The sequence below is a fragment of the Pseudohongiella sp. genome (genome assembly GCF_011050365.1).
Classification (GTDB): Bacteria; Pseudomonadota; Gammaproteobacteria; order Pseudomonadales; family Pseudohongiellaceae; genus Pseudohongiella.
Map to the genome: position 1 here is coordinate 279074 of NZ_DRFV01000017.1, position 20933 is coordinate 300006.

Here is a 20933-nt window from a genome sequence, read left to right on the forward strand (position 1 = left end):
ATTTAGTTGCCTTTTACTGTCCGGGCCTGCAGGTAGTTTTCCAGCGTGGCACGGGCAGCGTCATCGAACCACAGCCCGAGCTTGGTGCGACGCCAGAGAATGTCATCGACCGTGCGAGCCCATTCCTGTGAACACAAATAGTCGACCTCGCGGGCATACAAACCCGGGCCGATGCTGACTCCCAGCGCCGACAGGTCAGCAGCGTCTCCGAGCAGCTGGTAGACCAGCATACCGTACTGTTTCACCCAGCGCTCGCGCAGCGCTGCCTCCAGCCATGGATATTCGGTCGCCAGGCGATCCGACAGGCTGTCTTGCGAGGTAAAATCTCCGCCGGGCAAAGTCGCCGTGGCGGTCCAGTCCTCAGTCATGCCGGGAAACAGCGGCGCCAGTTTGTGCAGTACTGACTCTGCCAGACGACGGTAAGTGGTGATCTTGCCGCCATATACGGTCAGCAGGGGCGCCGGCGCCAGATCCAGTTCAAGTGTATAGTCACGCGACACTTTGCTGGCATTCTCAACCTCTTCATCAATCAACGGACGAATGCCGGAGAAGTGATGTTTGACATCCTTTTCACTCACACCTTTATGGAAATACTGGTTCACAATATCAAGCAGGTAAGTAATTTCCTGTTGCGAAATCCGGGCTTCGACAGGGTCCGCAGAAAAATCCTGTTCTGTCGTTCCTATCAACGAGAACTCATTTTCGTACGGAATCACAAAGATGACGCGTCCATCGCTATGCTGGAGCATGTAGGCCTCGTCGCCATCGTAGAGCCGTGGCACCACAATATGGGAGCCTTTGACCAGACGAACCGGCTCCGGAGGCGTTTGCGGCGTCAGCGCCTTGCCCAGGTGACTGACCCAGGGGCCGGCTGCGTTCACCACGCACCGGGCAACAACCTGACTGGTGGCCCCGCTCTCACTATCAGTCAACGTTGCGTGCCAGACCGGATGATCATTGGCATCTGTTGCTGCCGTCAAGCCTGTGCATGCTGTCCGCGTTTTAATGACAGCACCATGTTGTCGGGCCTGCATGGCATTGAGTATGACCAGCCTGGCGTCATCAACCCAGCAGTCGGAATATTCAAAACCCTTTTTCAGTTCGGGGACCAATGGGCTGTCCTCCCCAAAGCGAATGCCTTTGGACGCGGGCAAGGTTACACGTTTGCCCAGGTGATCATATAGAAACAGACCGGCGCGGATCATCCAGGACGGTCTTTGGCTGGGTTGATGCGGTAAACGAAAACGCAGGGGCCAGACAATGTGGGGCGCAGCGCGCAACAAAACTTCCCGTTCCGCCAGGGACTCCCGCACCAGTCTGAATTCGTAATACTCCAGATAGCGCAAACCACCGTGTATCAGCTTGGTGCTGGCCGAAGAGGTGGCGCCGCCCAGATCATTCTTTTCGCACAACAATACTGACAAACCGCGACCGGCGGCATCAGCGGCAATACCCGCACCGTTAATGCCGCCACCTACCACCAGCAGATCAACATCAGACGGCATTGCGGTAGCGGGCGCACCCGACGAAACAATCATAGCTCAGCCTCAGAAAACAGGATTTGTGATTTCGGGTATAGTACCATGCAAAAAAAACAGGGACAGCGAACATGAGTCACTATCTGCTAGCAATTGATCAAGGCACCACCAGCAGCCGTGCCATCATCTTTTCGCGCGAAGGCAAAGCCGTCAGTTCAGCGCAATACGATTTTGAACAACACTATCCCAACGACGGCTGGGTGGAACATGACCCGGAAGATATATGGCAAACCTGCCTGCAAAGCTGTCGCGAAGCGTTGACTGCGGGCAGGATTGACGCCGCCAGTATCGCCTCCGTTGGTATTACCAATCAACGCGAAACCACCGTTATCTGGAATCGCAATACCGGCAAGGCAATTCACCGCGCTATCGTATGGCAGGATCGACGCACGGCGGCCTATTGCCAGGCCGTCAAGGACAGGCTCGACAAAGAGGGGCGCGGCCAGCTTATTCAGGAACGCACCGGCCTGTTGCCGGATGCGTACTTTTCCGCCAGCAAAATCAACTGGATTCTGAGCAATGTCGAGGGCGCCAGGGCCGCTGCGGAAGCTGGCGAGCTGGCGTTTGGTACCATAGACAGCTTTCTGCTGTGGCGACTGACTAACGGCCAGCGCCACTGCACTGATGCCAGCAATGCTTCCCGCACCATGCTATTTAATATCCACACGCAGCAATGGGACCCGGAGCTGCTGTCACTGTTTGATATCCCGGCAGCATTGCTGCCGGAAGTGCTGGATAGCGCTGCCGATTTTGGCAATTGCGACAAAGAATGGTTTGGTCATTCCATTGCCGTGGGCGGCATCGCCGGGGACCAGCAGGCAGCCGCCTTCGGTCAGGCCTGCTTCTCCGCCGGCATGACCAAGAGTACCTACGGAACTGGCTGCTTCCTGCTGATGAATACCGGAGACCAGGTGCTGCAATCGGGCCATAACCTGCTGAGCACGGTCGCCTACCGGCTTAACGGCAAAACCAGCTACGCAATGGAAGGCAGCATCTTCATGGCCGGTGCCACCATGCAGTGGTTGCGCGACAAATTGCAGTTTTTTGCCAACACGGCGGATTCCGAAGCCATGGCTGCGCAGGCACACGAAGGCCTGTCGCTGATGTTTGTGCCTGCTTTTACCGGCCTCGGCGCCCCCTGGTGGGATCCCGATGCACGCGGCGCCATCTATGGCCTGACGCGCGATACCGGCATCGCTGATATTGTGACGGCCGCCATGATGTCGGTTTGTTATCAAACCAAGGATTTGCAGAAGGCCATGGAGTCAGATGGTCTGCGCCCTACAACGTTCCGGGTCGATGGCGGCATGGCTGCCAACAACTTTGTTGTGCAAAAACTCGCCGACCTGCTCGGCTGCCAGGTAGACCGACCGCAAATTACCGAGACCACAGCACTTGGCGCGGCCTATCTGGCCGGGCTGCAGTGCGGGTTCTATACGACACTGGACGATATTACACGCCTGTGGCAGCTTGAACGCTCATTCATGCCGACACAGGACAAAGCCTGGCGCGATCATCATTACGCGCGCTGGCTCGATGCGGTGCAACGCACACGAAGCCATGCCGGACCAGCGGAGGCGGAGCAATGAGCGCGATACGGCAAGTTCATCTCATTCGCCATGGTGAAACCAACTGGAACAGGGAACGCCGCGCACAAGGTCAGCAAGAGTCGGTCCTCACCGAAGCTGGCAAAGCGCAAGCGCAGGAGCTGGCGTCAACGCTCAGGGATATCGAGATCCACGAAGTGTATTGCAGCAGCAGTGTTCGCACGCGAGAGACTGCTGCCATCGCTTTCGCCGATCGCGCATTACCCATGATGTACTGCGATCAGCTCCGCGAAATCCATATGGGCCCCTGGCAAGGCCGACTCTATGATGAACTGCGACAAGTGTATCCGGAGCAATTCGATGCCTTCTGGAACCGGCCAGACAGCTTTATACTGGAAGGCGCTGAAACCTTTGAACAGGTTCAGCGCCGCGCGATGACACGCCTGAACCGGATTCTTGATGAAAGTCAGTCGCAGAGTATTGCCATAGTCAGCCATGGCCTGCTGATCAAGACCATCCTCAGCTTTATTGAACGACGCCCTCTGGCACAGGTGTGGGAACCACCGGCCATGCACAACTGCGCCCTGAGTACGATTGAAATCCACAAGGATGGTAATCAGCGTATAACTCTTTATGCCAACAAATCTTACCCATTAATCACCCGAACGGGTGAAACCGGAGTCTTGCATGAACAATAACAATCTGGGTACTTCCCAGCGATCGACCCCTCCTCTTCTGCTGATATTGACCGCGTTGGCTGCGTTGACGGGCCTTGGACTGGCGCTGTTCGCCCTGATCGCGCCGGTGGGCGTGTGGACCGGATGGTGGGATTTCCGTCAGGGTTTCTCAATACTGCGCAGTGCACAACCATTTGTACTGTGGATTACGCTGGGTTGCGCCGCCATCACCGCCATTGTTCTGGTGGTCGGCCGCCAACGTGCCGCTGCCGGCACTACCCGACTGGCGGGAGTCGCAGCGCTGGCAACGATTGCCGCCGGCATCGCCTGGTATGTGCCACAATCGTATCTGCCGGGAGAGGGCGTCAATATCCCGCCGATTCACGATATCAGCACAGACATTGCGGAGCCCCCGCAATTTGTCGATGTCTTGCCCTTGCGCGGCGACAGCAGCAATCCGACGGTGTACGGCACTGGTAACCCGAATATGACGCCTGAAGAGCACGCTGAGCGCCAGCGGGAGGCCTACCCTGACCTGACTACCCGGACTTATGATGAACCCGCCAGCGCCGTCTTTGAGCGCGCACTGGCAGCCGTTGATATGCTGGGCTGGGAACTGGTCGCACAGGATGCCAGCGAGGGCCGGATCGAAGCGACAGACACGACTTTCTGGTTCCGCTTCAAGGACGACGTGGTTATTCGCATTGAGCCAACAGCCGCTGGCACCGTCGTTGATGCGCGCTCTACCTCGCGTGTCGGCCTGAGCGATGTTGGCAAAAACGCCGAACGCCTGCGCGCATTTTTCAACGAGCTCTGACGCTCCTGATTGCAGACTCGCTGCCGGACCGGCAGGGAGCTTTTGCGTGACAACCGGCGGCGGCTTCCGTTAAGCTTGCCGCCGGATATCAACAGCATGCCGCTGCTCGCAACTCACGCCGGGCGACTGGAGACATGAATGTCAGGCAACTCACCCCTACGCTCGTTTCTGACGGCACAAGTCGCTGACCAGCGCGCACCTTACCTGGTTTATTTTGCCATGATCAGCGCCGCCTGCCTGGCGCTGTCACAACTCGGCAGCTATCTGGTAAACACCCACATTCCACTGGGTAGCAGTGTGCAAATAAGTCCGGTGCTGCACTTCACCCATATCCGTAACCTGGGCGGCGTGTTCGGTCTGGCTCAAGGTCAGGGCTGGATTTTTGCGGTGTTCAGTGTGGTGCTGATCGGCGCACTGGTCTGGTATCTGCTTCGAGGCCGACAGGTACGGGTATATGAGTTTTTGTGTTTCGGCTTTATCGCCGGCGGCGGCCTGAGTAATGTCCTCGACCGCCTGCTCTACGGCAGCGTTATCGACTTTATCGATGTCCGGGGCATTCCGTTCTGGCACTATATCTTCAATACCGCAGATACTTTTGTACACATCGGATTGTGGCCAATGCTGTTCATTGGTCTGCTGTGGCACCGCGACTGAGCCCGGCACTTTGCTATGTTGCGTAAACTGCCTGCGCTGCCTTGAGCCCGGCCTCCGGCATAACCGAAGCCCCCATGGACCGCAGGACAGTACCTAACGCCGTGAGACAGAGCAGCACATTGGTCTGATTGGCGGCATGACCCATCAAACCGACACGCCAGACTTTCCCCGCCAGAGAACCCAGCCCGGCGCCTATTTCGAGATTCCAGGCCTGTAACAGCTGTTTGCGGACAGCCGCCTCATCAACACCGGCGGGAACCTCGACTGCATTCAATTGTGGCAGGCGAGCATTTTTATCAACGATAAGACCCATACCCATCGCCTGTATACCCGCCGCAAACGCCGTGTGGTGATGCTCATGCCGGGCCCAGGCAGATTCCAGCCCTTCTTCTTGCAACATGATCAGCGACTCATGCAACGCATACAGGGCATTCACCGGAGCGGTGTGATGATAGCTACGCTTAGAGTCACCGCCCCAGTAATCCATGATCAGATTCATATCCAGAAACCAGCTTTGTACGCGATGACTGCGCCGGCGTATGCGCTCAACGGCGCGTTCGCTGAAACTGACAGGTGACAATCCGGGCACACATGACAGGCACTTTTGCGTGCCTGAGTAGATCGCATCAATACCCCAGTCGTCGACGCGCAGCTCGTTGCCGGCCAACGACGTCACCGCATCCACAATAGCCAGGCAATCGTACTGATGCGCCAGAGCACACAGCGCTTTGGCATCACTACGGACACCGGTTGAGGTTTCCGCGTGCACGAATGCGACCGCTATGGCGTCCGGATTGGCCTTTAATGCTTCTTCCAGCTTCTCCTGATCAACCGGTTTGCCCCAGTCGTCCTGCACCAGGATCGCCGTCGCGCCGCAGCGCTCAACATTCTCTTTCATGCGGCCACCAAAGACCCCATTCTGACAAACGACAACCCTGTCACCCGGCTCCAGCAGATTGGTGAACACCGCCTCCATACCGGCCGATCCCGGCGCCGACACCGGCAAGGTCAGTTCATTGCGGGTCTTATAGGCGTATTGCAATAATCCCTTTATTTCATCCATCAGCTTGATGAACTCGGGATCCAGGTGGCCAATCGTCGGTCTGGCCAGAGCTGCAAGCACGCGAGGGCTGACATCAGACGGACCCGGACCCATCAGGGTACGTTGCGGCGGATAAAAACTTTGGGTCATGGCGTGCCCCCTTTACTGGTGAGATAGACAGAAACAAAAAAGCCGGGACAAGCCCGGCTTTTTTGTTAATTCGGTCAGGTCATGCCAGGGCATGATCTGTATACCAGAGCATCAATCTTCTGCATTTTCCGTTGCCGCATCAGCGCCGGTCGGGCGACCTACCAGTTCCACATAGGCCATCGGCGACTTGTCGCCTGCACGCAGACCGCATTTCATGATGCGAATGTAACCACCGGGACGGTCCTGATAACGCGGGCCCAGATCGGTGAACAGTTTACCGACGGCTTCCTTGCTGCGCAGACGTGCAAATGCAAGACGACGGTTGGCAACGCTGTCGGTTTTAGCCAGCGTGATCAGAGGCTCAGCAACCATGCGCAGCTCTTTGGCTTTGATGACGGTAGTCTTGATCAGCTCGTGCTCTACCAGTGAGGTCGTCATGTTACGAAACATGGCCTTACGGTGAGAAGAGTTTCTGTTTAGCTGACGTCCACTATGACGATGACGCATATCTACTTTTCCTATTCCAACAGCAGCCTCACGGCTGACTAACTTTGATTAATTGGCTTTGTCTTCTGTGCGCAGGCTGGCAGGTGGCCAGTTCTCCAAACGCAGACCCAGGGAAAGCCCACGGGTCGCCAGCACATCTTTGATTTCAGTCAGCGACTTTTTACCCAGATTCGGGGTCTTCAGCAGCTCAACTTCTGTGCGCTGAATCAGGTCGCCAATGTAATAAATATCTTCAGCCTTCAGGCAATTTGCCGAACGCACAGTCAGCTCCAGATCGTCTACCGGACGCAGCAAAATAGGATCAATCTCGTCTTCCGGCTCTTCCGGAGCTGCCGCTTCCTGGCTCTGCAGGTCAACAAACACTGCCAACTGGTGTTGCAGAATCGTTGCCGCGCGACGAATAGCCTCTTCCGGATCGATAGTACCATTGGTACGCAGATCGATAACCAGCTTGTCCAGGTCAGTACGTTGCTCGACACGCGTGCTTTCAACCGCGTACGAGCAGCTCAGCACCGGGCTGTAGGATGCGTCCAGCACCAGACGGCCAACGGCACGGGTTTCATCGTCATCACGCTTGCGGGTATCAGCCGGCACATAACCACGGCCTTTACGGACTGTGATGCGCATATTCAGCTCGCCAGCGTCATTCAGATTGGCAATCACGTGCTCGGGATTAACAATTTCGACATTGTGGTCACAAACGATATCACCGGCCGTCACCACTCCCGCACCTTTACGGTTCAGATCCAACACGGCTTCGTCCTGACCATTCAATACAATGGCCACACCTTTCAGGTTCAACAGAATCTCGATGACGTCTTCACGTACACCTTCAATGCTGCTGTATTCGTGAACAACACCGTCGATTTCAACCTCTTCCACTGCACAACCGGGCATGGAGGACAGCAGGATTCTTCGCAATGCGTTGCCCAGTGTGTGGCCGAAACCACGCTCAAGGGGCTCAAGCACCACTTTGGAGTGATACTTGTCAAACTCTTCGACTTTGATCAACTGTGGTGTAAGAAAATCCGACAACGAAATCTGCATGGTTTCACCCTTAACAATTAGCCTGGTAATGTTCTTTACTGCCTTATCTGTTTAGCCCTGGTTTGTCAGGACTTACTTGGAGTAAAGCTCTACGATCAGGTTTTCGTTAATATCCTGAGACAAATCAGCGCGATCAGGCTTACGGGTAAACTGCCCTTCCTGTTTCGTTGAATCCACAGTCAGCCATTCCACTGCAGTACGCTGGCCAGCCAGCTCCATCGCTGACTTGATACGCAGCTGCTCTTTCGCTTTGGGGCGAACGGAAACCACATCACCGGGCGCTATCTGGTAAGACGGCACGTTAACGACTGCGCCATTGACCAGAATTGCCTTGTGAGACACCAACTGGCGGGATTCCGCACGCGTTGAGCCAAAGCCCATGCGATAAACAACGTTATCGAGACGACATTCCAGAAGCTGCAGCAGGTTTTCACCGGTTGCACCCTTACGACGGGCGGCTTCCTTGTAATAGGAGCTGAACTGACGCTCCAGGACACCATACATACGACGTACTTTCTGCTTTTCACGCAGCTGCACACCGTAGTCGGACAGACGGCCGCGACGCGCACCGTGCTGACCGGGAATAGTTTCTGCCTTGCACTTGCTTTCCAGCGGACGTACGCCGCTTTTCAGGAACAGATCTGTCCCCTCGCGTCGAGCTAGCTTGCATTTTGGGCCTAGGTAACGGGCCATAGACTGACTCCTGTATTCTTACTCTCGGCATAAAGCCTTGATGAGCGATAACTGATCCGGTGATTAAGCGTCAGACTCGGCGCTTTTTCGGGGGTCGACAACCATTGTGTGGAATCGGGGTAACATCAGTGATGTTACCGACTTTCAGGCCGCACGCATTAAGCGCACGCACGGCTGATTCGCGACCCGGGCCAGGACCATTTACCTTGACATCAAGGTTCTTCAGACCGTACAACTCGATCGCTGTTTTACCGGCACGTTCAGCAGCAACCTGCGCAGCAAACGGTGTGCTTTTACGTGAGCCACGGAAACCCGAGCCACCAGAGGTAGCCCAGCTCAGGGCGTTACCCTGACGGTCTGTGATTGTCACGATAGTGTTATTGAAGGATGCATGGATAAATGCAATCCCGTCCACAACCGCTTTTCGCGCCTTTTTCTTTGGGGCTGCTTTAGCTGCTGGCTTTGCCATAGATAATTCCTGAATCAGATTAAAGCGTTTATCTCTCGAACCCGCGCACTGTTGCCCGGGTCATTACAACTTATTTACGAATCGGCTTCCGCGGACCTTTACGGGTCCTGGCATTCGTTTTGGTACGCTGACCACGAACCGGGAGCGAACGACGGTGACGGATGCCACGGAAGCAACCGAGGTCCATCAAACGTTTGATGCTCATCGACACTTCGCGACGCAGATCACCTTCAACTATAAACTTGCCAACTTCCGCACGAATATTGTCCAGTTGTTCCGGTGACAAAGAGTTGGTCTTGGTCTGGGGAGCAATACCGACACGTTCGCAAATCAATTTGGCGCGTGTCGCACCTATCCCGAAGATGTACTCTAGGGAAATAACGAGGTGCTTGTTATCTGGTATGTTGACACCGGCAATACGTGCCATAGTTTAACTCCAATCTTGTAAATTACTCATGTACCAGAGACCCAATGCCCCTCGAATTCAGGGGCGCAAAGGATATACTCTGGCGATATAAAAATCAACCAGATACTTAGCCCTGACGCTGCTTGTGTCTGGGCTCCGCCGAACAGATCACCCGCACAACACGGTTGCGTCTGACAACTTTGCATTTGCGACAGATTTTTTTAACTGATGTTCTGACTTTCACGTTTTTCTCTCCATTCAGCGGCCGGGGCTTTAAGTTCCGGTACCGCTAGTCAATCTTCAATTGCGACCAAAGGTGCCCAGGTTGGACTTCTTCATCAAAGAGTCGTACTGGTGCGACATCAGGTGGGATTGCACTTGCGACATAAAGTCCATGCTCACCACCACAACAATCAAAAGCGCTGTGCCACCCAGATTAAACGGCACATTGGCCATCATCTGGAAAAAATTCGGCAACAAACAAACAATGGTGATGTAAATCGCACCAAACATTGTCAATCGAGTCAGAACCGCATCAATGTATCGCGCGGTCTGCTCACCCGGACGTATACCCGGAATAAAGGCACCTGAGCGTTTCAGGTTGTCTGCCACATCACGGGGGTTAAACACCAACGCCGTGTAGAAGAAGCAGAAGAAAATTATCATGGCACTGAAGATGATCACGTACAGGGGCTGGCCCGGACCAATCATCAATGCAAAATCCTGTAACCATTCAGCCCCTTCGGACTGACCAAACCATTGCCCGATTGACGCCGGGAACAACAGGATGCTGCTGGCAAAAATCGCCGGTATCACACCCGCCATGTTCACCTTCAGCGGCAAGTGGCTGGACTGCGCCTGGTACAACTTGTTGCCCTGCTGTCGCTTGGCATAATTAACCGTGATACGACGCTGGCCTCGTTCGATGAACACAATACCTGCGATAACGATGACTGCGATGATACCCACCACCAGCAGCAAAAGACCGCTTATCTGTCCTTCGTACGCCTGCGACAGTGAGTTACCTACTGCCGCCGGCAAACCGGCCACAATACCGGCAAAAATCAACATCGAAATACCGTTACCCACGCCGCGCTCGGTGATCTGCTCACCCAGCCACATCATGAACATGGCACCCGTCACCAGCGACACGATGGCCGTGAAGGTAAAACCGAGGCCCGGGTTGTACGCCATCGGTGCGAGCAGGCCCACGGCCATGCCAGTACCCTGTACCAACGCCAGCAACAATGCACCGTAACGTGTGTACTGCGTAATCTTGCGACGACCTGATTCGCCTTCTTTCTTGAGTTGCGCCAGATGCGGATTCACCGCGCTCAACAGCTGCATGATAATCGAGGCCGAAATATAGGGCATGATGCCCAGGGCCACAATACTCATTCGCTCAAGTGCACCACCGGAGAACATGTTAAACAGGCCAAGGAACGTGCCCTCGTTCTGACTGAACATATTCGCCAGCTGCGCCGGGTCGATACCCGGCACCGGGATATGCGTACCAATCCGATAAACCAAAATGGCAAACAACAGAAACAACAGGCGTGCCTTAAGCTCGCCGAGACCTGCGCCTACACCTTCACCGCTCATGTTAGGTTTTTTTGCCATTTTGTTTGTATCAGCCTTGCGCTACCGCTTTTTTGGTCTTTTTCTTGCCAACGTAATCAGGTACTACCGCGTCAATTACCTTGCCACCAGCCGCTTCGATCGCCGCACGAGCACCTTTGCTCACACGCAGACCTTCCACCGTCACTGCCTTGGTAACATCGCCGGACAACATAACCTTAACGCGCTTGATGCTGCCATTAATAATATTGGCCGCACGCAGCGAATCTATATTGATCACATCTGCTTCAATGGCGTTCAGTTCGCTGGTGCGAACTTCACCGGTCATACGTCCTACGCGCGAAGAAAAACCGAACTTCGGCAGTCGACGCTGCAAAGGCATTTGACCGCCTTCAAAACCCGGACGTACTGTGCCGCCGCTACGTGATTTTTGACCTTTGTGACCCGTACCGCAGGTCTTGCCCCAGCCGCTGCCGATACCACGACCGACGCGCTTGGGAGACTGTGTGCTTCCGGGTGCTGGACTCAGAGTATTCAATTGCATGACTTATCCCTCAACCTGCAGCATATAGCTGACTTTGTTGATAATGCCGCGAACTGAAGGAGTATCCTGCAGTTCTACAGTCTGATGCATACGACGCAGACCCAGGCCTACCAGGCACTGACGATGTCTTGCCATCGTTCCGATGGGGCTGCGAACCAGTGTCACCTTCACGGTGCCCACTGTATCTTTAGTTGCTGATTTCTTAGCCATAGCTGCTTAACCCAGGATCTCTTCGAGTGTTTTGCCACGCTTTGCCGCAACACTTTCGGCAGCACGCATTGTTTTGAGGCCTTTGAATGTCGCGTTAACCACGTTAACCGGGTTAGTCGAGCCATAGCACTTGGCCAGTACGTTCTGAATGCCGGCCAGTTCCAGGATAGAGCGCATCGCGCCACCGGCAATAATACCGGTACCTTCAGAAGCTGGTTGCATATAAATCTTTGAGGCACCGTGACGCGCTTTCACCGGATACTCCAGTGTGTTGCCGTCCAGAGACACAGAAATCATGTTTCTTCTGGCCGCTTCCATCGCCTTCTGAATAGCCAGCGGCACTTCACGCGCCTTGCCACGACCGAAACCTACACGACCATTGCCGTCACCGACCGCGCACAGTGCAGTAAAGGCGAAAATTCGACCACCCTTAACTACTTTGGCGACACGGTTTACCTGGATCAACTTCTCCTGTAAACCTTCTTCGTTTTTTCTCGCCTCGTCTCTCAGTGCCATATTCTTAAACCCTTAAAATTCCAAGCCGCCTTCACGAGCCGCGTCAGCCAACGCTTTAACGCGACCATGATAGTTATAACCGGCACGATCAAATGCCACTTTGTTCAAGCCGGCCTTCTTGGCCCGTTCAGCAATCAATTTACCGATCTTGCTGGCTGCTTCAACATTACCTGTGGCGCCGCTGCGCATATCTTTCTCTACCGTTGACGCGCTTGCCAACACCTGATCACCCGTTGCCGAGATGATCTGTGCGTAAATATGACGCGGTGTGCGATAAACACACAAACGGTTAACACCCAGCTCACTTATCTTTGCTCTGGTTCGTCGTGCGCGACGAATACGAGCCTGCTTTTTCACATTCATCATGTCACGCCCTATTTTTTCTTCGCTTCTTTTCTGTAAACATTCTCGTCCGCATACCGGATACCTTTGCCTTTGTAGGGCTCTGGTGGACGGAAATCACGAATGTCTGCCGCTACTTTGCCAAGCAATTGCTTGTCCGAGGAACTCAACACGATCTCGGTCTGAGTCGGTGTGTCCGCCGTAACGCCTTCAGGCAGTTCGTAATCGATCGGATGAGAATAACCAACCGTAATATTCAGTGTCTTACCCTGGGCCTTGGCACGATAACCAACGCCCTGAAGCTGCAGTTTGCGCTGAAAACCTTCGCTCACACCCACAACCATGTTATTGATCAGGGCGCGGAATGTTCCAGCCAGGGCATTTGCCTGCCGTGAGCCGTTTTTAGCCGACACCTGCAGAACATTGCCATCCTGTTGAATTTCAACATCGTTGTGCAGGTCGATGTTCAGACTGCCTTTGCTACCTTTTACGGTAATTGCGCTTCCAGCAATCGCCGTCTCTACACCTTTCGGCAATGTAATCGGGTTTTTCGCTACTCTGGACATAATCGTGCTCTATATACTGTGTCTAAGAATTGTGTGTATCAGAATACGGTACACAAAACTTCCCCGCCGACGCCGGCGGAACGGGCCTGTTTCTCTGTCATCAGCCCCTGATTTGTGGAGACGATAACGATACCGAGACCTTGACGGTTGCGCGGCAACTCTTCCTTGCCCTTGTACTGACGCAGGCCAGGCTTGCTTACGCGCTTGATCTCTTCGATCACCGGCTTGCCCTGGAAGTATTTCAGGTCGACAGTCAGCTCGCGCTTGGTGCCGTGTTCCTGAACATCGAAGCCAGTGATGTAACCTTCATCCTGCAGAACGCGGCAAATAGCCACTTTCAGCTTGGAGGACGGACAGCTCATCGTGGGCAAACGCGCCATTTGTGCGTTTCGAATACGCGTCAACAAATCTGCAATTGGATCTGACATACTCATAATAAAATTCTCCGCTTACCAGCTAGCCTTTGTCAGTCCAGGCACATCGCCACGCATGGCTGCTTCACGCAGCTTGTGTCGGCACATTCCGAACTTGCGGTACACCCCGTGAGGGCGACCGGTGATACGACAACGCCTACGCTGACGAACCGGGCTGGCATCACGTGGCAACTTTTGAAATGCAATTTGCGCTTCCCACTTCTCGTCATCGCTGGCATTTACGTCAGCGAGGATCGCTTTCAGGGCGGCACGCTTTTGGGCAAACTTGGCTACCGTACGGGTCCGCTTTTCTTCGCGTGCAATCATTGAAGATTTAGCCATTTCAGGACTCCTTCGCGGCAGACTTGGCTGCCTGTGCTTTGAACGGGAAACGCATGGCAGCTAACAGCGCCCGGCCTTCCTCGTCATTCTGCGCAGTCGTGGTAATGGTGATATCCAGACCGCGAATCTTGTCTACCTTGTCATATTCCACTTCCGGGAAAATGATCTGTTCATTCACGCCCATCGCGTAGTTGCCACGGCCGTCAAATGCTTTCGGGTTCAAACCACGGAAGTCACGGATACGCGGGATCGCGATGTCAACCAGGCGATCCAGGAAGTCGTACATACGCTCGCCACGCAAGGTGACTTTGGCGCCAATGGGCCAGCCCGCACGAATCTTGAAACCTGCGATGGATTTGCGTGCATTGGTGATAATCGGCTTCTGACCACTGATCATGGTGAGATCAGCGACGGCGTTATCGAGCAACTTCTTGTCGCCCACAGCCTCGCCCACGCCCATGTTCAACACCACCTTGGTGATGCGGGGAACGCGCATAGGATTATCAAACCCAAACTGTTTGGTCAGCGTGGGCACTACGTCACTTCTGTAAAATTCTTTCAACTGAGCCATGTTGGCGACCTGAGTTTCCGTTAATCAATGACTTTGTTAGAGGATTTGAAAATCCGCTTTTTCTTTCCGTCTTCCACCAGGAAGCCAACACGATCGGCTTTACTGGTTTCCGGATTAAAGATGGCAACATTGGAAACATCCAGCGCAGCCTCTTTCTCCACGATCCCACCAGTCACGCCCGCATTCGGGTTCGGCTTGGTGTGACGCTTTACAATATTGATACCACCGACAATCACCTTGTTCTCGCCGACCAGACGGGACACCGTTCCACGCTTGCCCTTGTCCTTGCCGGAGATGACTATCACTTCATCGTTACATTTGATCTTACGCATAATTCGCGGCCTCGATTTCTATCACAGCACTTCGGGTGCCAGGGAGATGATTCGCATGAACTTCTCGTTACGAAGTTCCCGAGTCACCGGCCCGAACACACGCGTCCCGATGGGCGCTTGCTGATTATTGAGCAGAATCGCAGCATTATCATCAAACTTGATAAGCGAGCCGTCGCTTCTGCGAACACCTTTCTTGGTTCGAACGACCAGTGCTGACAGCACCTGGCCCTTCTTCACCTTGCCTCGGGGAATCGCTTCCTTCACTGTCACTTTGATGACATCCCCGATGCGGGCATAACGACGATGCGAACCGCCGAGTACCTTGATACACATTACTCGTTTGGCACCACTGTTGTCTGCCACATCTAAATATGACTGTACCTGAATCATCGATTCTCTCCGAACCCTTTAAACTGTCGCTTTAGCAACAACGCCAAATGGCGCCAAAAACCAATTTACTGTCAGAATCAGATCTGCGTAGCTCTTTCATCAATCGATACCAGAGACCAGGTTTTGGTCTTGGACATCGGTCTGACTTCTTTAACAGTAACCTTATCGCCCTCTTTACACTCGTTGTTCGCGTCATGCGCGTGGAGCTTGGAGGAGCGTGTAATAAATTTGCCGTACACCGGGTGTTTTACCCGACGCTCAACCAGCACAACGATGGACTTGTCCATCTTTGAGCTGACGACTTTACCGGACACCAGGCGCCCGGTTTTTGTTTCGTTAGTTTCATTAAGCGACATAATCAGGATCCACTTTTCTGCTTTTCAGTAATGATCGTCTTAACCCGGGCTATATCATGCTTAACAGATGACAGCAGGTGCGTCTGCCCGAGTTGTCCTGTCCGCTTCTGAATCCTGTAGTTGAACTGGTCACGATACAGGCCGTTGAGTTGCTCGTTGAGCTCCGCAACGGATTTTTCACGCAATTCATTGGCTTTCATTACATCACCGTCCGTTTAACAAAAGTGGTCTCAAACGGGAGCTTGGAAGCCGCCAGCTGGAACGCTTCACGTGCCAGCGTCTCGTCAACACCCTCGATCTCGAACATAACGCGACCCGGCTGAATCAGAGCTACCCAGTATTCTACGCTACCCTTACCTTTACCCTGACGCACTTCGAGAGGCTTCTGGGTGATTGGCTTGTCCGGGAACACGCGAATCCAGATTTTACCGCCACGTTTTACATGACGGGTCATTGCACGACGGGCAGATTCGATCTGACGTGCAGTCAATCGACCACGGGAGACGGCCTTGAGGCCGAATTCGCCGAAATCTACCTTGCTACCGCGATGAGAGAGTCCGCGGTTACGGCCCTTCATCATCTTGCGAAATTTGGTACGCTTTGGTTGTAACATCTTGGCCTATCCTCTACTTGGACGCTTTCTGTGGAGCCGTAAAGGCTTCCTTCAGGTCCAGGATTTCACCTTTGAAAATCCAGACCTTCACGCCAATAATCCCGTATGTTGTGGCTGCTTCGGACGCCGCATAATCGATATCCGCACGCAGGGTATGCAAAGGTACTCGTCCTTCGCGGTACCACTCACTACGCGCGATTTCTGCACCACCAAGACGACCACCGACCTGTATTCTGATGCCTTCCGCGCCCTGGCGCATGGCGTTCTGTACCGCGCGCTTCATGGCACGTCGGAACATCACACGACGCTCGAGCTGCTGAGCGACACTGTCCGCTACCAGCTGTGCATCCAGATCAGGCTTTCGAATCTCTTCGATGTTGATGTGAACAGGAACACCCATTTTTTTGATCAGGGTATTGCGCAGCTTCTCGACGTCTTCACCCTTCTTGCCAATCACAATGCCTGGACGGGCAGTGTGAATGGTAATACGGGCTGTCTGCGCCGGACGTTCGATCTCAATCCGGGATACAGATGCACTGGCAAGCTGCTTGCGGATGTAAGCACGAACCTGCAAGTCTACCAGCAAATGCTCAGCATAATTTCGACCTTCAGCAAACCATACTGAAGTGTGTTTTTTAACTATACCAAGCCGAATTCCGGTTGGATGTACTTTCTGACCCATCCTGATCTCCTACTTATCGGCTACTTTTACGGTGATGTGGCAGGTACGCTTGACGATGCGGTCGGCGCGGCCTTTGGCTCGCGGACGAATACGCTTCATGCTCATACCCTCATCTACAAAGATAGTGGAGACTTTCAATTCGTCCACATCCGCCCCTTCATTATGCTCAGCATTGGCAATCGCTGAATCCAGCACCTTCTTGATGATCTCCGCACCCTTTTTGGGGCTGAAGGCCAACAACTGAAGAGCTTCTTCAACTGCCTTGCCTCGAATCTGATCAGCTACCAGCCTTGCCTTCTGGGCAGAGAGCCGAGCGCCGCGCAATCTTGCTACAACTTCCATCTCATTATCCCCGCTAATCAGCGCTTGGCTTTCTTGTCAGCAACGTGGCCACGGTAGTTCCGTGTCGCCGAGAATTCGCCCAGCTTATGGCCTACCATGTCTTCGGAAATAGACACGGGCACATGCTGCTGACCATTATGCACGGCGATTGTCAGGCCGAGCATATCCGGAGACACCATTGACCGACGCGACCATGTCTTGATTGGACGCTTGTCGTTGGCATCGCGCGCTGCCTGCACTTTTTTCATTAAATGAAGGTCTATGAAGGGACCCTTTTTCAGTGAACGTGGCACTTTTATTTCCTCTGTTATCAGGCCTTATCGGCTTGCATTTCTGCGGCGTACGATCATGTTAGAGGTACGCTTGTTTGTCCTGGTCTTGTAGCCCTTGGTAGGCTTGCCCCATGGCGTCACCGGATGACGACCACCGGAGGTACGACCCTCACCACCACCGTGCGGGTGATCTACCGGGTTCATTACCACACCACGAACTGTCGGGCGGATACCGCGCCAGCGCGTCGCACCAGCTTTACCCAACGATCGCAGACTGTGCTCGGAATTTGACACTTCACCCAGCGTGGCACGGCAATCGGCCAGTACTTTGCGCATTTCGCCAGAGCGCAGACGCAGCGTTGCGTAAGCACCTTCGCGAGCTACCAACTGTGCAGAGCCACCGGCGCTACGTGCAATCTGCGCACCCTTACCTGGCTTCAGCTCGACACAATGCACGGTGCTACCCAGTGGAATGTTGCGCAATGGCAGGCAGTTACCTGTCTTGATCGGCGCTTCATTACCTGACACCAGGGAATCACCGGCACTGATCTTTGCCGGCGCAATGATGTAGCGACGCTCGCCATCGGCATACAGAAGCAACGCAATATTGGCGGTACGATTCGGATCGTACTCCAGGCGCTCTACTGTCGCAGCGATGCCATCCTTGTCGCGACGGAAATCTATAATCCGGTATTTCTGTTTGTGACCACCGCCAGCGTGACGACGCGTAATACGACCTGCGTTATTACGGCCACCCGTCTTGGACTTGCTTGCCAACAAAGGGGCGTAAGGCTCACCCTTGTGCAGCTCAGGGTTCACAATCTTGATGACGAACCTGCGCCCTGGCGAGGTGGGTTTACATTTTACAACTGCCATAACCGCGACCCTTCCTTACGCCATTTCCGCAAAGTCGATTTCCTGACCTTGCGCAAGCTTAACGTAAGCCTTTTTCCAGTTTGATTTTTGTCTCAGTTTACCGCGGGCCGTACGCTTGGTTTTACCCTTTACGTTCAGCACCTGAAGCTCTTCAACAGTCACTTTGAACAGTGTCTCGATTGCTTCGCGAATCTCTGGCTTGGTCGCATCATTGGCAACGACAAACGCTACCTGATTGTGACCTTCGGCCATGATTGCCGCTTTTTCCGACACATGAGGACCAACAATAATTGAATACAGTCTCTGCTGGTTCATGACAGCATCTCCTCAACTTTTTTGAGTGCAGGCACAGTCATCATTACTTTTTCGAAACCAATCAGACTGACCGGATCCAGACCCGCAACATCCAGCACATCAACGTTGTGCAGATTGCGCGCTGCGAGGTAGAGATTCTCTGCCACTTCTTCAGCTACGATCAGCACGTTGTCCAGTGCAAACTCTTTCAGCTTGCTGGCCAGATCCTTGGTTTTATGTGAATCAAGTGCGAACTGCTCAACAATGATCAGACGATCCTGACGCAGCAGCTCGGACAGGATGCAGCGCATGGCGCCGCGGTACATCTTTCTGTTCAGCTTTTTGCTGTGATCCTGAGGACGCGCAGCAAATGTGACACCACCGGAGCGCCAGATCGGGCTACGTGTAGTACCGGCACGGGCACGACCGGTGCCTTTCTGGCGCCATGGCTTGCGGCCACCGCCTCTGACATCCGAACGGGTTTTCTGCTGCACGGTACCCTGACGAGCGCCTGCCATATAGGTGACAACCGTCTGGTGAACCAATGCTTCATTGAATTCTTTTCCGAAAGTCTCATCTGATACCGAGACTGTTCCGTTACCGGCCTGGCTACCGGGTTTTGCGAGATTAAGTTCCATCGCTGATTACCCCTTGGATCCGGCTGATTTGACAGAAGGACGCACAACTACCCTGGAGCCAGTAGCACCAGGAATTGCACCCTTGACCAGCAACAGATTGTTATCAGTGTCGACCCGTACCACTTCCAGTGACTGCGTAGTAACGCGCACATCGCCCATGTGTCCGGCCATCTTCTTGCCTTTCCACACGCGACCTGGCGTTTGACACTGACCAATGGAACCCGGCGCTCTGTGAGACAGCGAGTTACCGTGGGTGGCATCCTGCATACTGAAGTTGTGACGCTTGATGGTACCGGCGAAGCCTTTGCCTTTGGAGGTGCCAGTGACATCCACCTTCTGGCCCGCTTCGAAGAGGGAAACCGTGATCTCGCCGCCGGCAATGAAGTCGGCAAGCTCTTGCTGGGCAGCGCGGAATTCCCACAGGCCTTCGCCTGCTTCCGTGCCCGCTTTGGCAAAGTGACCGGCCAGCGAACGGGTAACACGGGACGCTTTGCGCGCACCCACTGTTACCTGAACAGCGCTATAGCCATCCACTTCCTCAGTTTTAAGCTGAGTAATTCTGTTGGGGCTGACCTCAACCACTGTTACCGGGATAGACTCTCCGGCCTCAGTGAATACGCGGGTCATGCCGCTCTTTCGACCGACCAAACCAATCGACATTTTTTGAACCTCATCGTGTACGGGGCTTGAACCCGCTATGGCTGCTATCGCATTACACCATGTTTGCTGTGGGACACTATCTGCCCCCTGAGCTAGCTGTTATCAGTCTTAAATCACTGAACCATTTCTCGCATCAATTTAAACAAACCGGCCTAACACAAAAATTCTGGAATATTCAGCCCTTACCCAAGACTGATCTGCACTTCAACACCTGCCGCCAGATCCAGTTTCATCAGTGCATCCACTGTTTTTTCTGTTGGCTCTACGATATCCAGGAGACGCTTATGCGTTCTGATTTCATACTGATCGCGCGCATCCTTGTTCACGTGCGGCGATATCAATATGGTGTAGCGCTCCCTGTTCGTCGGCAAAGGGATGGGGCCACGCACTTGCGCACCTGTCCGCTTGGCAGTATCGACTATTTCCTGAGTAGACTGATCGATCAGCCGATGATCAAAGGCTTTAAGCCGGATTCTGATACGCTGACTTTGCATCTACTCTGCTCTCCAAAAACTTTTTAAATTAATCAGTTACTTCTTGAACCGCCCCAAAAAACACTTTCGGGACCGGAAAAAAGGAAGCGGAATTCTAAGTCCGAAGCACCCCGGTGTCAAGCAAAACTCTCAACTATCGGATATTCTTCTGACCTGCTCTTATTAGCAAAAGAGGCGGCCTGAGGCCGCCTCTTCGCCCAACGTCTACAAACTTACTCGAGAATCTTCGATACCACGCCAGCGCCTACGGTACGGCCGCCTTCACGAATCGCGAAACGCAGACCTTCGTCCATCGCAATCGGAGCGATCAGCGTCACCAGGAACTTCAGGTTGTCGCCAGGCATGACCATCTCAA

Annotated in this window: 34 protein-coding genes and 1 pseudogene; 4 read left to right on the forward strand and 31 right to left on the reverse strand. The window is 53.9% G+C overall.

The window, feature by feature from the left end; genetic code table 11:
* Positions 1 to 2: 2 nt before the first annotated feature.
* Entirely contained in the window at positions 3 to 1538 is a 1536-nt protein-coding gene (gene glpD / locus ENH71_RS15885; RefSeq protein ID WP_294131689.1) for a glycerol-3-phosphate dehydrogenase, read from the reverse strand.
* A 71-nt stretch (positions 1539 to 1609) separates the two neighbouring features.
* Between glpD and glpK the strand changes: the two genes are divergently transcribed.
* The 4 genes from glpK (at position 1610) to lspA (ending at position 5233) form a co-directional block, all read left to right on the forward strand.
* Positions 1610 to 3127 (forward strand): glycerol kinase GlpK, encoded by a 1518-nt coding sequence (gene glpK / locus ENH71_RS15890; protein WP_294131690.1) that lies wholly within the window; start codon positions 1610 to 1612, stop codon positions 3125 to 3127.
* Entirely contained in the window at positions 3124 to 3783 is a 660-nt protein-coding gene (locus ENH71_RS15895) for a histidine phosphatase family protein (protein WP_294131691.1), read from the forward strand. The genes glpK and ENH71_RS15895 overlap by 4 nt, the downstream gene beginning before the upstream one ends.
* Positions 3773 to 4579 (forward strand): DUF1499 domain-containing protein, encoded by an 807-nt coding sequence (locus tag ENH71_RS15900; protein ID WP_294131693.1) that lies wholly within the window; start codon positions 3773 to 3775, stop codon positions 4577 to 4579. The genes ENH71_RS15895 and ENH71_RS15900 overlap by 11 nt, the downstream gene beginning before the upstream one ends.
* Before the next feature lie 138 nt (positions 4580 to 4717).
* Complete coding sequence (lspA, locus tag ENH71_RS15905; protein WP_294131695.1) at positions 4718 to 5233, forward strand: signal peptidase II; 516 nt, start codon at positions 4718 to 4720, stop codon at positions 5231 to 5233.
* Between the two features lie 13 nt (positions 5234 to 5246).
* On the opposite strand, the gene ENH71_RS15910 is transcribed toward lspA, so the two are convergent.
* From ENH71_RS15910 to ENH71_RS16055, 30 genes and pseudogenes are all read right to left on the reverse strand, one after another.
* Positions 5247 to 6425: a pyridoxal-phosphate-dependent aminotransferase family protein gene (locus ENH71_RS15910; protein ID WP_294131696.1), complete on the reverse strand. Its 1179-nt coding sequence runs from the start codon at positions 6423 to 6425 to the stop codon at positions 5247 to 5249.
* A gap of 111 nt (positions 6426 to 6536) precedes the next feature.
* Entirely contained in the window at positions 6537 to 6932 is a 396-nt protein-coding gene (gene rplQ / locus ENH71_RS15915; protein WP_294131697.1) for a 50S ribosomal protein L17, read from the reverse strand.
* Between the two features lie 48 nt (positions 6933 to 6980).
* The gene (locus ENH71_RS15920) at positions 6981 to 7979 is read right to left on the reverse strand and encodes a DNA-directed RNA polymerase subunit alpha (protein ID WP_294131698.1); all 999 of its coding nucleotides are present in this window, start codon (positions 7977 to 7979) and stop codon (positions 6981 to 6983) included.
* Between the two features lie 72 nt (positions 7980 to 8051).
* Entirely contained in the window at positions 8052 to 8672 is a 621-nt protein-coding gene (gene rpsD, locus ENH71_RS15925; protein WP_294131700.1) for a 30S ribosomal protein S4, read from the reverse strand.
* A gap of 70 nt (positions 8673 to 8742) precedes the next feature.
* Positions 8743 to 9141: a 30S ribosomal protein S11 gene (gene rpsK / locus ENH71_RS15930; RefSeq protein WP_070119188.1), complete on the reverse strand. Its 399-nt coding sequence runs from the start codon at positions 9139 to 9141 to the stop codon at positions 8743 to 8745.
* Positions 9142 to 9211: 70 nt separating this feature from the next.
* On the reverse strand, positions 9212 to 9568 hold the full coding sequence (gene rpsM, locus ENH71_RS15935; RefSeq protein ID WP_294131704.1) for a 30S ribosomal protein S13: 357 nt from the start codon (positions 9566 to 9568) through the stop codon (positions 9212 to 9214).
* Positions 9569 to 9674: 106 nt separating this feature from the next.
* Positions 9675 to 9791 carry a 50S ribosomal protein L36 gene (gene rpmJ / locus ENH71_RS15940; protein WP_083264754.1) on the reverse strand — a complete coding sequence of 39 codons (117 nt, stop codon included), beginning with the start codon at positions 9789 to 9791 and terminating at the stop codon, positions 9675 to 9677.
* A gap of 56 nt (positions 9792 to 9847) precedes the next feature.
* Entirely contained in the window at positions 9848 to 11167 is a 1320-nt protein-coding gene (gene secY, locus ENH71_RS15945) for a preprotein translocase subunit SecY (RefSeq protein ID WP_294131711.1), read from the reverse strand.
* Positions 11168 to 11246: 79 nt separating this feature from the next.
* Positions 11247 to 11669: pseudogene (gene rplO, locus ENH71_RS15950) on the reverse strand (50S ribosomal protein L15); the annotation flags it as partial.
* 3 nt (positions 11670 to 11672) lie between these two features.
* Positions 11673 to 11849, reverse strand: coding sequence for a 50S ribosomal protein L30 (gene rpmD, locus ENH71_RS15955; protein ID WP_414704689.1), 177 nt, complete (start codon positions 11847 to 11849; stop codon positions 11673 to 11675).
* Between the two features lie 36 nt (positions 11850 to 11885).
* Positions 11886 to 12395: a 30S ribosomal protein S5 gene (gene rpsE, locus ENH71_RS15960; protein ID WP_414704688.1), complete on the reverse strand. Its 510-nt coding sequence runs from the start codon at positions 12393 to 12395 to the stop codon at positions 11886 to 11888.
* 12 nt (positions 12396 to 12407) lie between these two features.
* Complete coding sequence (gene rplR, locus ENH71_RS15965; protein ID WP_294131782.1) at positions 12408 to 12758, reverse strand: 50S ribosomal protein L18; 351 nt, start codon at positions 12756 to 12758, stop codon at positions 12408 to 12410.
* 11 nt (positions 12759 to 12769) lie between these two features.
* Positions 12770 to 13303 (reverse strand): 50S ribosomal protein L6, encoded by a 534-nt coding sequence (rplF, locus tag ENH71_RS15970; protein ID WP_294131721.1) that lies wholly within the window; start codon positions 13301 to 13303, stop codon positions 12770 to 12772.
* A 38-nt stretch (positions 13304 to 13341) separates the two neighbouring features.
* Positions 13342 to 13737 (reverse strand): 30S ribosomal protein S8, encoded by a 396-nt coding sequence (gene rpsH, locus ENH71_RS15975; RefSeq protein ID WP_294131723.1) that lies wholly within the window; start codon positions 13735 to 13737, stop codon positions 13342 to 13344.
* Between the two features lie 15 nt (positions 13738 to 13752).
* Entirely contained in the window at positions 13753 to 14058 is a 306-nt protein-coding gene (gene rpsN / locus ENH71_RS15980) for a 30S ribosomal protein S14 (RefSeq protein WP_294131725.1), read from the reverse strand.
* Position 14059: 1 nt separating this feature from the next.
* A complete protein-coding gene (rplE, locus tag ENH71_RS15985; RefSeq protein ID WP_294131727.1) occupies positions 14060 to 14629 on the reverse strand; it encodes a 50S ribosomal protein L5 in 570 nt (189 codons plus the stop codon).
* 20 nt (positions 14630 to 14649) lie between these two features.
* Positions 14650 to 14961 (reverse strand): 50S ribosomal protein L24, encoded by a 312-nt coding sequence (rplX, locus tag ENH71_RS15990; protein WP_294131730.1) that lies wholly within the window; start codon positions 14959 to 14961, stop codon positions 14650 to 14652.
* Positions 14962 to 14982: 21 nt separating this feature from the next.
* Positions 14983 to 15351 (reverse strand): 50S ribosomal protein L14, encoded by a 369-nt coding sequence (rplN, locus tag ENH71_RS15995; protein ID WP_068810485.1) that lies wholly within the window; start codon positions 15349 to 15351, stop codon positions 14983 to 14985.
* Positions 15352 to 15428: 77 nt separating this feature from the next.
* Entirely contained in the window at positions 15429 to 15707 is a 279-nt protein-coding gene (rpsQ, locus tag ENH71_RS16000; RefSeq protein ID WP_294131745.1) for a 30S ribosomal protein S17, read from the reverse strand.
* 2 nt (positions 15708 to 15709) lie between these two features.
* Positions 15710 to 15907 (reverse strand): 50S ribosomal protein L29, encoded by a 198-nt coding sequence (gene rpmC / locus ENH71_RS16005; RefSeq protein WP_294131748.1) that lies wholly within the window; start codon positions 15905 to 15907, stop codon positions 15710 to 15712.
* A complete protein-coding gene (gene rplP / locus ENH71_RS16010) occupies positions 15907 to 16320 on the reverse strand; it encodes a 50S ribosomal protein L16 (RefSeq protein ID WP_294131750.1) in 414 nt (137 codons plus the stop codon). Before rplP ends, rpmC begins: the two co-directional genes overlap by 1 nt.
* Before the next feature lie 13 nt (positions 16321 to 16333).
* Positions 16334 to 17002: a 30S ribosomal protein S3 gene (rpsC, locus tag ENH71_RS16015; RefSeq protein WP_294131753.1), complete on the reverse strand. Its 669-nt coding sequence runs from the start codon at positions 17000 to 17002 to the stop codon at positions 16334 to 16336.
* 9 nt (positions 17003 to 17011) lie between these two features.
* Positions 17012 to 17344: a 50S ribosomal protein L22 gene (gene rplV / locus ENH71_RS16020; protein WP_294131755.1), complete on the reverse strand. Its 333-nt coding sequence runs from the start codon at positions 17342 to 17344 to the stop codon at positions 17012 to 17014.
* A 17-nt stretch (positions 17345 to 17361) separates the two neighbouring features.
* A complete protein-coding gene (gene rpsS, locus ENH71_RS16025) occupies positions 17362 to 17637 on the reverse strand; it encodes a 30S ribosomal protein S19 (RefSeq protein WP_294131758.1) in 276 nt (91 codons plus the stop codon).
* A gap of 24 nt (positions 17638 to 17661) precedes the next feature.
* On the reverse strand, positions 17662 to 18492 hold the full coding sequence (gene rplB / locus ENH71_RS16030) for a 50S ribosomal protein L2 (RefSeq protein WP_294131761.1): 831 nt from the start codon (positions 18490 to 18492) through the stop codon (positions 17662 to 17664).
* Positions 18493 to 18507: 15 nt separating this feature from the next.
* Positions 18508 to 18807, reverse strand: coding sequence for a 50S ribosomal protein L23 (gene rplW / locus ENH71_RS16035; RefSeq protein ID WP_294131764.1), 300 nt, complete (start codon positions 18805 to 18807; stop codon positions 18508 to 18510).
* The gene (gene rplD / locus ENH71_RS16040) at positions 18804 to 19424 is read right to left on the reverse strand and encodes a 50S ribosomal protein L4 (RefSeq protein ID WP_070119207.1); all 621 of its coding nucleotides are present in this window, start codon (positions 19422 to 19424) and stop codon (positions 18804 to 18806) included. Before rplD ends, rplW begins: the two co-directional genes overlap by 4 nt.
* Positions 19425 to 19430: 6 nt before the next feature.
* Positions 19431 to 20084, reverse strand: a complete 654-nt coding sequence (gene rplC / locus ENH71_RS16045; protein WP_294131773.1) for a 50S ribosomal protein L3 — start codon at positions 20082 to 20084, stop codon at positions 19431 to 19433.
* A gap of 182 nt (positions 20085 to 20266) precedes the next feature.
* Positions 20267 to 20578, reverse strand: a complete 312-nt coding sequence (gene rpsJ / locus ENH71_RS16050) for a 30S ribosomal protein S10 (RefSeq protein ID WP_070119209.1) — start codon at positions 20576 to 20578, stop codon at positions 20267 to 20269.
* Positions 20579 to 20790: 212 nt separating this feature from the next.
* Positions 20791 to 20933: EF-Tu C-terminal domain-related protein (locus tag ENH71_RS16055; RefSeq protein ID WP_524538490.1), on the reverse strand; the 143-nt coding region annotated here is incomplete at its 5' end.

Excerpts from the sequence above, each read along its gene's own strand:
- glpD (WP_294131689.1), bottom strand. The coding sequence starts at position 1,538 with ATGATTGTTTCGTCGGGTGCGCCCGCTACCGCAATGCCGTCTGATGTT.
- glpK (WP_294131690.1), top strand. The coding sequence starts at position 1,610 with ATGAGTCACTATCTGCTAGCAATTGATCAAGGCACCACCAGCAGCCGT.
- ENH71_RS15895 (WP_294131691.1), top strand. The coding sequence starts at position 3,124 with ATGAGCGCGATACGGCAAGTTCATCTCATTCGCCATGGTGAAACCAAC.
- ENH71_RS15900 (WP_294131693.1), top strand. The coding sequence starts at position 3,773 with ATGAACAATAACAATCTGGGTACTTCCCAGCGATCGACCCCTCCTCTT.
- lspA (WP_294131695.1), top strand. The coding sequence starts at position 4,718 with ATGTCAGGCAACTCACCCCTACGCTCGTTTCTGACGGCACAAGTCGCT.
- ENH71_RS15910 (WP_294131696.1), bottom strand. The coding sequence starts at position 6,425 with ATGACCCAAAGTTTTTATCCGCCGCAACGTACCCTGATGGGTCCGGGT.
- rplQ (WP_294131697.1), bottom strand. The coding sequence starts at position 6,932 with ATGCGTCATCGTCATAGTGGACGTCAGCTAAACAGAAACTCTTCTCAC.
- ENH71_RS15920 (WP_294131698.1), bottom strand. The coding sequence starts at position 7,979 with ATGCAGATTTCGTTGTCGGATTTTCTTACACCACAGTTGATCAAAGTC.
- rpsD (WP_294131700.1), bottom strand. The coding sequence starts at position 8,672 with ATGGCCCGTTACCTAGGCCCAAAATGCAAGCTAGCTCGACGCGAGGGG.
- rpsK (WP_070119188.1), bottom strand. The coding sequence starts at position 9,141 with ATGGCAAAGCCAGCAGCTAAAGCAGCCCCAAAGAAAAAGGCGCGAAAA.
- rpsM (WP_294131704.1), bottom strand. The coding sequence starts at position 9,568 with ATGGCACGTATTGCCGGTGTCAACATACCAGATAACAAGCACCTCGTT.
- secY (WP_294131711.1), bottom strand. The coding sequence starts at position 11,167 with ATGGCAAAAAAACCTAACATGAGCGGTGAAGGTGTAGGCGCAGGTCTC.
- rpsE (WP_414704688.1), bottom strand. The coding sequence starts at position 12,395 with ATGGCACTGAGAGACGAGGCGAGAAAAAACGAAGAAGGTTTACAGGAG.
- rplR (WP_294131782.1), bottom strand. The coding sequence starts at position 12,758 with ATGAATGTGAAAAAGCAGGCTCGTATTCGTCGCGCACGACGAACCAGA.
- rplF (WP_294131721.1), bottom strand. The coding sequence starts at position 13,303 with ATGTCCAGAGTAGCGAAAAACCCGATTACATTGCCGAAAGGTGTAGAG.
- rpsH (WP_294131723.1), bottom strand. The coding sequence starts at position 13,737 with ATGAGTATGTCAGATCCAATTGCAGATTTGTTGACGCGTATTCGAAAC.
- rpsN (WP_294131725.1), bottom strand. The coding sequence starts at position 14,058 with ATGGCTAAATCTTCAATGATTGCACGCGAAGAAAAGCGGACCCGTACG.
- rplE (WP_294131727.1), bottom strand. The coding sequence starts at position 14,629 with ATGGCTCAGTTGAAAGAATTTTACAGAAGTGACGTAGTGCCCACGCTG.
- rplX (WP_294131730.1), bottom strand. The coding sequence starts at position 14,961 with ATGCGTAAGATCAAATGTAACGATGAAGTGATAGTCATCTCCGGCAAG.
- rplN (WP_068810485.1), bottom strand. The coding sequence starts at position 15,351 with ATGATTCAGGTACAGTCATATTTAGATGTGGCAGACAACAGTGGTGCC.
- rpsQ (WP_294131745.1), bottom strand. The coding sequence starts at position 15,707 with ATGTCGCTTAATGAAACTAACGAAACAAAAACCGGGCGCCTGGTGTCC.
- rpmC (WP_294131748.1), bottom strand. The coding sequence starts at position 15,907 with ATGAAAGCCAATGAATTGCGTGAAAAATCCGTTGCGGAGCTCAACGAG.
- rplP (WP_294131750.1), bottom strand. The coding sequence starts at position 16,320 with ATGTTACAACCAAAGCGTACCAAATTTCGCAAGATGATGAAGGGCCGT.
- rpsC (WP_294131753.1), bottom strand. The coding sequence starts at position 17,002 with ATGGGTCAGAAAGTACATCCAACCGGAATTCGGCTTGGTATAGTTAAA.
- rplV (WP_294131755.1), bottom strand. The coding sequence starts at position 17,344 with ATGGAAGTTGTAGCAAGATTGCGCGGCGCTCGGCTCTCTGCCCAGAAG.
- rplB (WP_294131761.1), bottom strand. The coding sequence starts at position 18,492 with ATGGCAGTTGTAAAATGTAAACCCACCTCGCCAGGGCGCAGGTTCGTC.
- rplW (WP_294131764.1), bottom strand. The coding sequence starts at position 18,807 with ATGAACCAGCAGAGACTGTATTCAATTATTGTTGGTCCTCATGTGTCG.
- rplD (WP_070119207.1), bottom strand. The coding sequence starts at position 19,424 with ATGGAACTTAATCTCGCAAAACCCGGTAGCCAGGCCGGTAACGGAACA.
- rplC (WP_294131773.1), bottom strand. The coding sequence starts at position 20,084 with ATGTCGATTGGTTTGGTCGGTCGAAAGAGCGGCATGACCCGCGTATTC.
- rpsJ (WP_070119209.1), bottom strand. The coding sequence starts at position 20,578 with ATGCAAAGTCAGCGTATCAGAATCCGGCTTAAAGCCTTTGATCATCGG.